This window comes from Acuticoccus yangtzensis (assembly GCF_001927245.1).
Classification (GTDB): domain Bacteria; phylum Pseudomonadota; class Alphaproteobacteria; order Rhizobiales; family Amorphaceae; genus Acuticoccus; species Acuticoccus yangtzensis.
Genome location: NZ_MJUX01000001.1, coordinates 1205501 through 1218748 on the forward strand (window position 1 = coordinate 1205501; position 13248 = coordinate 1218748).

Annotated in this window: 12 protein-coding genes; 5 read left to right on the top strand and 7 right to left on the bottom strand. The window is 66.6% G+C overall.

Annotated elements, in window-relative coordinates:
- Positions 1 to 75: 75 nt before the first annotated feature.
- Both BIX52_RS05375 and BIX52_RS05380 read left to right on the top strand, forming a co-directional pair.
- Positions 76 to 1635 (top strand): sensor histidine kinase, encoded by a 1560-nt coding sequence (locus BIX52_RS05375; protein ID WP_075219874.1) that lies wholly within the window; start codon positions 76 to 78, stop codon positions 1633 to 1635.
- Complete coding sequence (locus BIX52_RS05380) at positions 1628 to 2011, top strand: response regulator (RefSeq protein ID WP_075219875.1); 384 nt, start codon at positions 1628 to 1630, stop codon at positions 2009 to 2011. Before BIX52_RS05375 ends, BIX52_RS05380 begins: the two co-directional genes overlap by 8 nt.
- A 552-nt stretch (positions 2012 to 2563) precedes the next feature.
- On the opposite strand, the gene BIX52_RS23900 is transcribed toward BIX52_RS05380, so the two are convergent.
- The gene (locus tag BIX52_RS23900) at positions 2564 to 4186 is read right to left on the bottom strand and encodes a methyl-accepting chemotaxis protein (RefSeq protein ID WP_075219876.1); all 1623 of its coding nucleotides are present in this window, start codon (positions 4184 to 4186) and stop codon (positions 2564 to 2566) included.
- Positions 4187 to 4520: 334 nt separating this feature from the next.
- Here BIX52_RS23900 and groES point away from each other — a divergent pair, with 334 nt between their 5' ends.
- The 3 genes from groES to BIX52_RS05400 all read left to right on the top strand — a co-directional run bounded on the left by groES (position 4521) and on the right by BIX52_RS05400 (position 7674).
- Positions 4521 to 4826 (top strand): co-chaperone GroES, encoded by a 306-nt coding sequence (groES, locus tag BIX52_RS05390; protein ID WP_075219877.1) that lies wholly within the window; start codon positions 4521 to 4523, stop codon positions 4824 to 4826.
- 39 nt (positions 4827 to 4865) lie between these two features.
- A complete protein-coding gene (groL, locus tag BIX52_RS05395) occupies positions 4866 to 6512 on the top strand; it encodes a chaperonin GroEL (RefSeq protein ID WP_075219878.1) in 1647 nt (548 codons plus the stop codon).
- Positions 6513 to 6777: 265 nt separating this feature from the next.
- A complete protein-coding gene (locus tag BIX52_RS05400; protein WP_170126396.1) occupies positions 6778 to 7674 on the top strand; it encodes a class I SAM-dependent methyltransferase in 897 nt (298 codons plus the stop codon).
- A 217-nt stretch (positions 7675 to 7891) separates the two neighbouring features.
- Here BIX52_RS05400 and rplQ read toward each other — a convergent pair whose 3' ends face one another.
- From rplQ to secY, 6 genes are all read right to left on the bottom strand, one after another.
- Positions 7892 to 8317, bottom strand: a complete 426-nt coding sequence (rplQ, locus tag BIX52_RS05405; RefSeq protein ID WP_075219879.1) for a 50S ribosomal protein L17 — start codon at positions 8315 to 8317, stop codon at positions 7892 to 7894.
- Between the two features lie 108 nt (positions 8318 to 8425).
- Positions 8426 to 9454, bottom strand: coding sequence for a DNA-directed RNA polymerase subunit alpha (locus tag BIX52_RS05410; RefSeq protein WP_075219880.1), 1029 nt, complete (start codon positions 9452 to 9454; stop codon positions 8426 to 8428).
- Positions 9455 to 9587: 133 nt separating this feature from the next.
- Positions 9588 to 9977, bottom strand: coding sequence for a 30S ribosomal protein S11 (gene rpsK / locus BIX52_RS05415; protein ID WP_075219881.1), 390 nt, complete (start codon positions 9975 to 9977; stop codon positions 9588 to 9590).
- A gap of 67 nt (positions 9978 to 10044) precedes the next feature.
- Entirely contained in the window at positions 10045 to 10413 is a 369-nt protein-coding gene (rpsM, locus tag BIX52_RS05420) for a 30S ribosomal protein S13 (RefSeq protein ID WP_075219882.1), read from the bottom strand.
- A 670-nt stretch (positions 10414 to 11083) separates the two neighbouring features.
- On the bottom strand, positions 11084 to 11662 hold the full coding sequence (locus BIX52_RS05425) for an adenylate kinase (RefSeq protein WP_075219883.1): 579 nt from the start codon (positions 11660 to 11662) through the stop codon (positions 11084 to 11086).
- The gene (gene secY / locus BIX52_RS05430) at positions 11659 to 12990 is read right to left on the bottom strand and encodes a preprotein translocase subunit SecY (RefSeq protein ID WP_075219884.1); all 1332 of its coding nucleotides are present in this window, start codon (positions 12988 to 12990) and stop codon (positions 11659 to 11661) included. Before secY ends, BIX52_RS05425 begins: the two co-directional genes overlap by 4 nt.
- Between the last annotated feature and the right edge of the window lie 258 nt (positions 12991 to 13248).

Below are 13248 nucleotides of genomic sequence, written 5' to 3' on the forward strand. Positions count from 1 at the left end.
CATGCGCTTTCATGCGACAGCATCGCGCAAGCCTCGGCCGATAGTTTGGACAGGAAATCGACGTGAGTTCCGTCCATGATCGGCAACACCGCAACAAACGATTGCTCCTCGACCACGGCTGAGGGCGGAACAACCGCGGCCGAGCCCGCCGATCCCGGCGACCATTACCTGGCGCGCGAATCCGAGCTGGCACGACGAAGCAGTGTCTTCGGAGTGATGATCCGCCTCGGCGCGCTGATCGACGGTCTTTGGTTCTGGGACCTGGTCGACCGTGAGCACTGCTATTTCAGCCCCGGATTCTGGCGGGTTCTCGGGTTCGATCCCGGCGACAAAGCCCACAAGATGCACGAGTGGATCGACCTCCTCTACGACGAGGACGTGATCCGCTTTCACGAAGCGCTCGACGCGCACCTGAGGGACACCACCCAAGCCTTCAACGTCGTCGTGCGCTGCCGGACCGCGGACGGAGCGACGTTGCGCCTGCGGACCCGCGGTGTCGCGCTGGTCGAAGACGGCGTCCCCTCCCGCATGTCCGGCACCCACGACGTGCTGAGCGACCCGCGCGAGGACGAGCTGTCGGAGAAGATGGCCGAGCTTCTCGAACGCTCCAGCGACGCGATCAGCGTGTGGAGTCCGCTCCACGGCGTCCGGCGCTGGAACGAAGGCGCCCGCCGCATGTTCGGCTGCACCGCCGAGGAGATGATCGGCCGCATACCGCACGAGACCTTCGGCGCCGACTTCTCCGAGCCAGTCGACGACATCATCGAGGCGATCGAAGAGGGCGAGAGCTGGGCCGGCGACATCACCTGGCGCCACCGCGACGGCAGCGTGGTGCACACGTCCTCGCACCTGCAACGCATCGCCGCCCACGGTGACGACACGCTGATCCTGCAGGTCGATCACGACGTGACGGCGAAGGTGGAGCTGCGCCAGCGCCAGAGGGCGATGACGCGCGAGCTCAATCACCGCGTCAAAAATCTGTTCGCGGTGATCCGCTCGCTGGTGAAGCTGTCGGCGATGGACAAGACCGAGGTCCCGCCGCTGGTGCGCGACCTCGATCAACGCATCACCGCGCTCGCGGCCGCTCACGTCGTCAGCCTCGGCTACGAGATGCAGGACGGCGGCCCCGTGGGAGAAATTCTCGAGGCCGTCCTCACGCCCTATCCGGCCGACCGAGCCGCTCTGCGGCTCGACGGTGCGGAGCTGTGGCTACCGCAGAGCAAGATCACGCCGATGGGCCTGATCCTGAACGAGCTCGCCACCAATGCCTTGAAATACGGGGCGTGGAAGACGGGCGACGGTTACGTGTCCATCCGCTGGAGCGCCGTCACCGACGACGGGGTGCCCGTCGTCCGGCTGGTCTGGGATGAACATTCGCCACACTTCGCGCCCGTGGCGCCTGGGGCGGTCCGTCGCGGATTCGGCACCGATCTCATCGACATGTCGACCGCCCAGATGGGCGCCATTCTCACCCGTGGCGACGGGCCGGACGGTATCCGCCTGTCACTGAGCTTCGAAGCCGCTCAGCAGTCCACCCAAGGCGGGCCGGTGTCCGCGTCCGCCCGCCGCCCAGGAGCCTCGCGCCATGAACGCCGAAATCTACACCATTCCAAAGCCGTACAGACCTATGTCTAACCGTACCCCCCGCGTTCTCCTGGTGGAGGACGAGGCGCTGATCGCGCTCACGCTGAAGATGATGCTCGAGATCGACATGGGGTTCGAGGTCATCGGCCCCATCGCGCGCCTCAACGAGGCGATCGAGGCGGCGCGAACCGAAACGCTGGATCTGGCGCTGCTCGACGTGGCGATCATCGGCGGCGAGGTGTTCCCGGTCGCCAACATCCTGCAAGAGCGCCATGTGCCGATCATCTTCCACACCGGCCATGGGCTGCGGGAGGAGCTGAGCGGCTCCTATTCCGGCGCACAGGTCCTGTCCAAGCCCGTGGACGACGCTGTGCTGCGCGAAGCGATGACGCGGATGATCTCCGGCCCCTCCGCGGGAACATGCTGATCTGACAGCGCCGAGGTGCGGTGGAGCCTGAAGGCCCTCTGCACCCGGCGCTGTTTTTTTTTGGCGCCACATGGAGCCTCGTTCCGCTCCGCCTGCGCCTTCGCTGCTGCCTCCCCCCTCGCAATCCTTCTCGCCCCTCCTCCGCCCCCCCTTTCACGCCGGGCGATCTCGGTGACGGGCGCCCTCACCCCTCCCCTTGCGGTCCTCACACATCTGGCGCGGCGTCCCTCAGGGCGCCCGCGGCCGGAGCAGTTTGCGCGGCGGCCGACCAAGGAACCGCCCGCATGCTGGTGCGATATCACCGCCAGCCGTGGCGATGCCGGAGGTCCGCACCTGCCGGCGCCGCAGCGCCCATCCCGTCGCAGGGTCATCCCGGATGGTTGTCCCGTCGCAGGCGCTCCCGCCGCAGGCCCCCCCCGCGCGGGCGCGCCCGCGGTAGGTGGCGCCCGTCGCAATGGTCCGCTGGCAACGCTCCGCCCCGCGGGCAAAAGAAAGCGCCGTGCCCGGTGGGGCACGGCGCTGCGGGTCGCCGGGAAGCGTGCGGCGTAAGGATCAGGACGCGTCCTTCGCCTGCAGCGCCTTCACCACCTCTTTCGACTGGACCGACAGGTTGTCGTTCGCCTCCACGACACGGCGCGCCGCGGACGAAAGCACCGCCGTCGCCTCCAAGTTGTCCGCCGAGAAGGCCTCCACCGCCGAGATGGTCCGCGCCGCGGTGTCGGCCCCGCGCGCCGCCTGCTGGGCGTTCGCCGAAATCGCCGAGGTCGCCGCCTTCTGCTCCTCCGTGGAGTCGACGATGCTGGCGAAGAGCCCGCCCATCTCCTCCATCACCGTCGACACGCTCGAAATGCCGTCCGCGACGTTGCGCACCTGGCCCTGCAGCTTGCCGATCTGCTGCGAGACCTCGTCCGTCGCCTTCGCGGTCTGCATGGCGAGGTTCTTCACCTCCTGCGCAACGACCGCGAAACCCTTGCCCACCTCGCCCGCGCGGGCCGCCTCGATCGTCGCGTTCAGCGCCAGGAGATTGGTCTGGTTGGCGATGCTGGCGATAGTCTCCACCACCTCGTTGATCGCCTCGCTGTCGGCCGCCAGGCGGTGCGACATCTCCACCACGTGCGAAACCTTCTGGTTGGTGTTCGTCGCTTGCGCGTTGGCGTCGATCACCCGGCTGGAAATGGACGTGACCAGCGCGCTGAGGTCGTCGGCGGCACGGGCCACGGTCTGCACGCTCGCCGTCGCGTCGCCGGTCGCGGTCGTCCCCTCGGCCAGCTTCTCGCGCATCTTGGCGACGAGGGTCTGCACCGAGGCGAGCTCGGTCTGCATCGACGAGCTCGCCGCGCCCAGCTCGCCGATCGTCTTCTCGACGTTCTCCTCGAACATCTTCGTGCTCTTCACCTGGAAGGTGATGTTCCGCCACACCAGCATCGCGCCGATATAATTGCGGTTGGTGTCGAACAGCGGCGACACGCGCAGGTCGAGGTGCTCGCGCCCGTTCAGGCTCACCTGCGCGTTCCAAGGCAGCCGGTTGGGATCGCCCAGGATCTTGTGCTGCATCGTCGGATGCTTGTGGAAGAGGTCGACCGACTTGCCCACGATCTCGTCCGGCCGGCACGGCAGATCGCCGGATATCGCCTCCAGCGCATTACAGGCCGCTCGGTTGACGTAATTGATCCGGAACTCGTTGTTCGGGTCGGCCACCATCACCGGAACGGGGAACTGCTCGATCATCTGCTCGCGCGAGAAGGCATGCTCCGTGCGCGCCCGCACCTTGCCGACGGCGGTCCACATGCGCCCCATCGCGTCCTTGCCGTTGTTCTGGCGCACGACGAAATGGGTGTCCGCGTCGCCCAGCTTCTCCAGAGCCATCGCCAGAGCCTGGAGCGGAACCAACGTCCCGCGAAGGACATAGGCGGCAACGCCCAGGCACAGGGCCGCGACGAGAGGGATCGCGATCAGAAGCGCGTTCATCTCCTGCGCGATCAGCGCCGAAAGCTCTTCGCGCGACAGCGTCTCAGTGCTGATCTTCAGCGCGAACGAGGCTTCCATGAAATAGAAGTAGATGCTGAAGGCGGCTTGCGCGGCGATCACGAAGCCAAAGCCGATCAGCACCTTCGGCATCAATGCGAGATTGTTGAGGAAGCCGCGTTTGACGGCCGGGCGCTTGGTCTGGATCATCGGGGACGCCTGTTCAGCGGGTAAAGTCGCCGGATCCTATCGCCTCAAGGTTGCCGGGCGCTGGGCGTGGTCGACGGGGGGCGCGCATTGAACGCCGCGGCGAACGTCCCCATGTCCCGCTCGTCGGCGGCGATCACGCCCGTGTGAGCCGCCGCCGCCCGGATGGTTCCACCGCTGCGGAAAAAATTGTGACGGCGACCACGTTCCGTCGTTGACACCGACAAGGGCTTTTCTTATCTCCGGCGCAACGCTTGGCACTCACCTCAAGAGAGTGCCAACAAGCGGGAAGCACTCAGAGATCGGGCCTCGCGCCCTCATTGTCATGAGGACAGATATGAACTTCCGTCCGCTGCACGACCGCGTCGTCGTGCGCCGCCTCGAGTCCGACACCAAGACCAAGGGCGGCATCATCATCCCCGATACCGCCAAAGAGAAGCCGCAGGAAGGCGAAGTCGTCGCCGTCGGCCCCGGCGCCCGCAACGAGAAGGGCGAAATCGTCGCTCTCGACGTGAAGGCCGGCGACCGCGTCCTGTTCGGCAAGTGGTCCGGCACCGAGGTGAAGCTCGACGGTGAGGACCTCCTCATCATGAAAGAGAGCGACATCATGGGCGTCGTCGAAGGCGTCGCGGTCTCCGCTTAATCATTCGCGCATCCTAGAAGAATTCAAAGGGAGCCCAACATGGCTGCTAAAGAAGTAAAGTTCTCCTCCGACGCGCGCGACAAGATGCTCCGCGGTGTCGACATCCTCGCCAACGCCGTGAAGGTGACGCTCGGCCCGAAGGGTCGCAACGTCGTGATCGAGAAGTCCTTCGGCGCGCCGCGCATCACGAAGGACGGCGTCTCCGTCGCCAAAGAGATCGAGCTTGAGGACAAGTTCGAGAACATGGGCGCGCAGATGGTCCGCGAGGTCGCCTCGAAGACCAACGACCTCGCCGGTGACGGCACCACCACCGCGACCGTTCTCGCCCAGTCGATCGTCCGCGAAGGCGCCAAGGCCGTCGCCGCCGGCATGAACCCGATGGACCTGAAGCGCGGCATCGACCTCGCCGTCACCGCGGCCATCAAGGACCTCGACGCCCGCGCCCGCACGATCAACACCTCCGACGAGGTGGCGCAGGTCGGCACGATCTCTGCCAATGGCGACAAGGAAGTCGGCGCGATGATCGCCGAGGCCATGCAGAAGGTCGGCAACGAGGGTGTCATCACCGTCGAAGAGGCGAAGTCTCTCGAGACCGAGCTCGAAGTCGTCGAAGGCATGCAGTTCGATCGCGGCTACATCTCGCCGTACTTCGTGACCAACGCCGAGAAGATGACCACGGAACTCGAAGATCCGTACATCCTCATCTTCGAGAAGAAGCTCTCCAACCTCCAGGCGATGCTTCCGATCCTCGAAGCCGTCGTCCAGTCCGGCCGTCCGCTCCTCATCATCGCCGAGGACGTCGAGGGCGAGGCTCTGGCCACGCTCGTCGTCAACAAGCTGCGCGGCGGCCTGAAGGTCGCGGCCGTGAAGGCGCCGGGCTTCGGCGACCGTCGCAAGGCCATGCTGCAGGACATCGCGATCCTCACCGCCGGCCAGGTCGTCTCCGAAGACCTCGGCATCAAGCTGGAGTCCGTCTCCATCGAGATGCTCGGCCGCGCGAAGAAGGTCACGATCAACAAGGACGAGACCACCATCGTCGACGGTGCTGGCGAGCAGGACGACATCAAGGGTCGCGTCGCTCAGATCAAGCAGCAGATCGAAGAGACCACCTCCGACTACGACCGTGAGAAGCTCCAGGAGCGTCTCGCGAAGCTCGCGGGCGGCGTCGCGGTGATCCGCGTCGGCGGCGCGACGGAAGTCGAAGTGAAGGAGAAGAAGGACCGCGTCGACGACGCCCTGAACGCGACCCGCGCGGCCGTGGAAGAAGGCATTGTCCCCGGCGGCGGCGTCGCTCTCCTGCGCGCCAAGAAGGCCGTCTCCGAGGTCTCTTCCGAGAACCCGGACGTGGCCGCCGGCATCAAGATCGTGCTGCGTGCCCTTGAGGCCCCGGTGCGTCAGATCTCCGAGAACGCTGGTGTCGAAGGCTCCATCGTCGTCGGCAAGATCCTCGAGAACGACCATTCCGACTACGGCTTCGACGCCCAGACGGAAGAGTACGGCAACATGATCGAGAAGGGCATCATCGACCCGAAGAAGGTGGTTCGCCACGCCCTCCAGGACGCCGCGTCGATCGCCTCCCTGCTCGTGACGACCGAGGCCATGGTTGCCGAGGCTCCGAAGAAGGACTCCGGCGCCCCCGCGATGCCGGGCGGCGGCATGGGCGGCATGGGCGGCATGGACTTCTAAGAAGTCCATTCAAGCCGCCCATTATCTAAGGATGGCCGATGGCCCACGGGCCATCGGACAGGCGGCATGGACTTCCGCGGAAGTCCGTCCATTGTCTGCACATCGGACCGATATGGGAAAGGCCGCGCACTGCGCGGCCTTTTTCTTTTTGCGGCTCGCGCGCGCGGGTCTACGCTCGCCCGGAAACGGTCGCCCGGCGAAGTCACGGCCCCGTAAGGGTTCGCCGACCGGGAACCGGCGTGGACGACGACCTTGCGGAGACGACATGACGAGCACCCCGCCAGCCGGCCCCGGCGCCGCCCCTAACGATCCTGCCAACGACCCGAACGCCGACCCCAATTCCGACCAGCGCACCTTCTGGAACTCGCCGGCGGGCGACAAATGGGTGCGATACCAGGAGGAGCTGGACGGGCTTTTCACCGCCATCACCGCCCGCCTCGTGACGCTCCTTTCCCCCACCCCCGGCATGAACGTCGTCGACATCGGCTGCGGTGCGGGCGACCTTGCCCTCACGCTCGCCCCCCGCGTCGCCAGCGTGACTGGCGTGGACCTGTCGGTGCCCCTCCTCACCCGCGCCCGCGCACGGGCCGACGCCGCGGGCCTCTCCAACGCCGCCTTCATCGAGGCGGACGCGCAGTCGCACGCCTTCGCTTCGCCGATCGACGCGGTCGTCTCGCGCTTCGGCGTCATGTTCTTCGCCGACCCCGTCGCAGCGTTCGCCAACATCCGCGCCGCCATGCGGCCCGGTGCGCCGCTCGTCTTCGCCACGTGGGCCGGGCTTCAGCCGAACCCGTGGTTCGCCATACCGCGCGCCGCCGCGGTGGACCGGCTCGGCGCCGTCCCGCCCGACGCCCCGCGTGAGCCCGGTCCCATGGCTTTCGAGGAGCCGGCCTATGTCGAAGAGATTCTGACCGCGGCCGGGTTCGGCGCCATCGGCATCGACACGGCGACCGTCGACCTCCACCACCCGTCCTTCGCCGATGCCGTGGCGCTGTCGGTCAATGTCGGGCCCGCCTCCCGCATCCTGCGCAGCTACGACGGGACGGACGAGGACGTCGCCGCGATCCAGCAGGCGATCGCCGCCGCCTTCGCGCCCTTCCGCCGGGGTGACGCCATCGCCGTCCCCGCGTGCCTCCATTTCGTCTCCGCAAAGGCGCCCTGACCGGCCCCGCCGCACATCGTGGCGGTGGCGCGGCGCCTGTCACCGTAGCCGAGCCGCGCCCCCCGCGCCGACATCACGATCCCAGGCAGGGGGCCGGCGGCCCGTCGCCCGGAGCGGCAAAGCCGTAGCGCATCACCGCCGCGCTCCCCGACAGCAGGCACAAAAAAAGCCGCCCGCGCGAGGCGGACGGCTTTGGATCTCGCACCGAGCGGGTGGCTCAGTTCGCGCCGACCAGCGCCTCTTCGGCCTGGACGCGGGCGGCATCGGCGGCGCCCTTCGCGTCGGCGTCACGGTCGACGAACTCGATGACGGCGATGGCGGCATTGTCGCCGTAGCGGAAGCCGGCCTTCAGGATGCGCGTGTAACCGCCGTTGCGGTCCTTGTAACGCGGGCCGATCGTGCCGAACAGCTTGCGCACGGCGGCCTCGGAGCGGGTCTTGGAGAGAGCCTGACGGCGGGCGTGCAGGTCGCCGCGCTTGCCCAGCGTCACCAGCTTCTCGACGTAGGGGCGCAGCTCCTTCGCCTTCGGCAAAGTCGTCACGATCTGCTCGTGCTCGATCAGCGAGACGGCCTGGTTGGCCATCATCGCCATCCGGTGGGCGCTGTCACGGCCGAGCTTGCGGTGTGTCTTCTTGTGACGCATGGCGTCTCTCCAATGTCGAAGGTGGGTGCCGGGCGCTCCGGCGTTCGCGCGAGGCCCCGGATGGGGGGCCTAGAAGGAAGGCCGAGGCGTCAGCCCCGGCCTTCGATCTCAGTAGTGATGGTCCTCGTACCGCTTGGCCAGCTCCTCGATGTTGTCGGGCGGCCAGTTGGCGACTTCCATGCCGAGGTGCAGACCCATCTGGGCCAGAACCTCTTTGATCTCGTTCAGCGACTTGCGGCCGAAGTTCGGGGTGCGGAGCATTTCCGCCTCGGACTTCTGGATGAGGTCGCCGATATAGACGATGTTGTCGTTCTTGAGGCAGTTCGCCGAGCGGACGGAGAGTTCCAGCTCGTCGACCTTCTTGAGCAGCGCCGGGTTGAAGGCGAGCTCGGGCACCTCATCGGCGACTTCCGGCTTCTGCGGCTCCTCGAAGTTCACGAAGATCGCCAGCTGGTCCTGCAGGATGCGCGCGGCGTAGGCGACCGCGTCCTCCGGCGAGATGGACCCGTCGGTCTCGATCTGCATGGACAGCTTGTCCTTGTCGAGATCCTGGCCCTCGCGGGTGTTCTCGACGCGGTAGGAGACCTTCTTCACCGGCGAATAGAGCGAATCGACCGGGATGAGGCCGATCGCCGCGTCTTCCGGGCGGTTGCGGTCGGCCGGGACATAGCCCTTGCCGGTGTTGACCGAGAACTCCATCCGCACGTCCGCGCCCTCGTCGAGGGTGCAGATGACGTGGTCGGGGTTCAGGATCGACACGTCGCCGACGGTCTGAATGTCGCCCGCGGTGACGGCGCCCGGCCCCTGCTTGCGCAGGACCATGCGCTTCGGGCCCTCGCCCGACATGCGCACCGCGATCTCCTTGATGTTGAGGATGATGTCTGTCACATCCTCACGCACGCCGTTCATGGACGAGAATTCGTGCAGAACGCCGTCGATCTGGACGGAGGTCACCGCAGCACCCTGCAGCGAGGACAGAAGCACCCGGCGCAGCGCATTGCCCAGCGTCAGGCCGAAACCGCGCTCGAGCGGCTCGGCGACGACGGTGCCGATGCGCTTGGGATCGTAGCCGGGCGTGACCTCGAGCTTGTTCGGGCGGATCAGCTCCTGCCAGTTCTTCTGGTTGGTCGTCACCATTTATGCCTTTCGATCACGTGGGGCGTCGCCCGGAGCGCCCGCGGGGGACGGCCCGCGGGCCAGTGGCGCGCTCGCCCGGATGGCGGCGCAGCCCGGATGCGCGCCCCGTATGGGCGCGCGGGTACCTTGGAGGTTAGACGCGGCGACGCTTCGGCGGACGGCAGCCATTGTGCGGGATCGGCGTCACGTCGCGGATGGACGTGATGGTGAAGCCCGCGGCCTGCAGCGCACGCAGCGCCGACTCGCGGCCCGAACCCGGACCCGTCACCTCGACTTCGAGGGTGCGCATGCCGTGCTCGGAGGCCTTCTTGGCGGCGTCTTCGGCGGCAACCTGGGCCGCGTAGGGGGTGGACTTACGCGACCCCTTGAAGCCCATCGCACCGGAGGAGGACCACGAAATCGCGTTGCCCTGCGCGTCGGTGATGGTGATCTTCGTGTTGTTGAAGGAGGCGTTCACATGGGCGATGCCCGACGTGATGTTCTTCCGCTCCCTGCGCCGAACGCGCGTGGCTTCCTTCGCCATCAATACCCTCTAATGATGATGTGATCGGCCCGCTGAACGGGCCACTCCCCAGCCGCCAGGCCGGGCGTTACTTCTTCTTGCCGGCGATCGGCTTCGCGGGGCCCTTGCGGGTGCGCGCGTTGGTGTGCGTGCGCTGGCCACGGACCGGAAGGCCGCGACGGTGACGCAGGCCGCGATAGCAACCGAGGTCCATGAGACGCTTGATGTTCATCGCGGTCTCGCGGCGCAGGTCGCCCTCGACGATGTAGTCGCGGTCGATGACCTCACGAACCATCAGGACTTCGGCGTCCGACAGCTCGTTCACCCGGCGCTCGGCCGCGATGTTGGTCTTCTCGATGATTTCCTTGGCCATCGAGGGGCCAATGCCGTGAATATACTGCAGCGCGATGAGGACGCGCTTGTTCGTCGGGATGTTGACGCCAGCGATACGAGCCACTTTGCCTCCTGCCGGTGCGACCGGCCACTTCATCTGTCCGGCCAGGCCGGTTCAATTCGTCCGGCCAAGCCGGTCCATTCTCATGCCGGTCACCCGGCGTCCCCTACCGGCGCAGGCCGGCTGATCACAGTCCGGCGGTCGCCGGCGGATCGAAGCCGGCAGACCGGCCTGTTCTTCCACGGACCCGCGTCAGGCGGCCCGGTGTGCCGGTCGACGCCGCTGGTGCGCGCCCGGCTGCCGGTTTCCCGGCTGAATGTCATACGGCCTCGCGGTCGCTCGCGCGCCCGCGCCGAGGAGTCAGACCGCCGGCCCGCTGCCGTTCCGTCAGGGCCACGCTCCGGCGATCCACGCCGACGGCCCCGCGGTTAACCATTGGCCAACTGCTGCCGGTTAAAGCCCGCTCGCCATCGGACCACGAACCCGTCCTACGACGCACTCCGTCGGACCACCGAACCATCGACCGGCGAACGCACCCGACGGTCTGGTGAATAGCCCAACGACGAACGGGCTGATGCCGCCGTCGTCAACGGCGTGCCCAGCCCTGACGCTGTCGGGTTTGGCCATACCAGATGGCGGCGGCGCGTGGGCCCCGCGACTCCTCCAGATAGGCGCGGTGGGTAGCGCGGAGCAAGCCCCGCGTCAACCTTTTTTCGCGCACCTCGGCCGACCCTCAGGTCCGGACCGACAGCGCCTCGTTGATATCAGCTTCCACCTCGTCGATGGACTTCATGCCGTCGATCACGACGAGGTCGCCGGTCGAGCGGTAGTGGTCCACCAGCGGAGCCGTCTGTTCGCGGTAGACGGCGAGGCGCTTCTTCAACGCTTCGACGTTGTCGTCGTCGCGAACTGCACCGCCGCTTTCGGCGACGCGCTGCTCGACACGCGCGGCCAGAGCGCCCTCATCGACCTCGAGCTGAATGACGGCGTCGAGACCCATGCCATGGGCGTTCAGCATCGTCTCCAGCGCCTCGGCCTGCGCCACGGTGCGCGGAAAACCGTCGAGGATGAAACCGCTCTTGCAGTCCGGTTGCTCCACCCGCTCCTCGACGATGCCGACCACGACGGCGTCCGGCACCAAGTCGCCGCGCGCCATGATGTCCTTCGCCTTGAGGCCGATCTCCGTCTCGGCCTTCACCGCAGCGCGCAGCATGTCGCCGGTGGAGAGCTGCGGGATCCCATGCGCGTCCATGAGACGCTTGGCCTGGGTCCCCTTCCCCGCACCCGGCGGTCCGAGCAGAATGAGCCTCATCGGCGACTTCCCTTCAATTTGGCCTTCTTCACGAGGCCCTCATACTGATGGGCCAGCAAATGCCCCTGGACCTGCGCCACCGTATCCATGGTGACCGACACGACGATCAGGAGCGACGTGCCGCCAAAATAGAACGGCACAGCGGTGGCGGAAATCAAAAATTCAGGGATCAGACAGATCACGACGAGGTAGGCCGCGCCGAGCACCGTGATCCGCGTGAGGACGTAGTCGATGTACTGCGCCGTCCGCTCACCGGGCCGGATGCCCGGAATGTAGCCGCCGTGCTTCTTCAGATTGTCCGCCGTGTCGGCCGGATTGAAGACGATCGCCGTGTAGAAGAAGGCGAAGAAGATGATCAGCGCCGCGTAGGTGATCATGTAGAGCGGCCGGCCGTGGGCGAAGAGCGTCTGAACCGTGCCCATGACACCCGTGCCGTCGACCGCGCCGAAGCCCGTCAGCGTCGCCGGGATGACCAGGAGCGACGAGGCGAAGATCGGCGGGATGACGCCCGACGTGTTGAGCTTCAGCGGCAGATGCGAGGAATCGCCCTGGAACATCCGGTTGCCGACCTGACGGCGCGGATACTGGATGAGAAGCCGCCGCTGCGCCCGCTCCACGAAGACGATGAACGCGATCACCGCCACGGCCATGAAGAGGACGAGAAGGATAATCGGCGTCGACAACGCCCCCTGACGCCCGAGCTCCAGCATGCCGGCGAGTGCGGCGGGAAGCTCGGCGACGATGCCGGCAAAGATGATCAGCGAGATGCCGTTGCCGACGCCGCGCGAGGTGATCTGCTCACCCAGCCACATCAGGAACATCGTGCCGCCGACCAACGTCACCACGGTGGTGAAGCGGAAGAAAATGCCCGGGTCGGTGACGATGTTGCCCGCGGTCTCCAGCCCGACGGAGATGCCGTAGGCCTGCACGATCGCCAGCGCCACCGTGCCGAAGCGGGTGTACTGGTTGATGACCTTGCGGCCCTGCTCGCCCTCTTTCTTGAGCTGCTCGAGCTTCGGGATCACCGTCGTCAGAAGCTGCACGATGATCGACGCGGAGATATAGGGCATGATGCCCAGCGCGAAGATCGCCATGCGCGACACGGCACCGCCGGCGAAGACGTTGAACAGGCCGATGATGCCGTTCTGCGCCTGATCGAAGGCCTGTGCGAGCGCGACCGGGTCGATACCGGGGAGCGGGATGTACGTCCCGAGCCGGTAGACCACGAGGGCACCCAGGGTGAACCAGATACGCTTCTTCAGCTCGTCCGCCTTGGCGAACGCCTTGAAGTTCAGGTTGGAAGCAAGCTGTTCGGCGGCTGACGCCATGGACGCTCCGATCCTCGACACTTGAGGTGACACGGACCCCACCCATAGGGTGTGGCTCAAGCGTTGCGCCATAGCGCGTCACGCACGACCTGTCACGACCCTCTTTAGGGCGAATACGGAAAAGACTTAACCATCCACGCCCCGAAGGACAATGGCACTCGGCGCCAAAGCGCGCCGCGCATGATGCAATTGCATCATGCGGCCGATGTCCACCAGGCGGATAAAGGCTTTGAAGGGACAGATAAACGTCGCGGGACC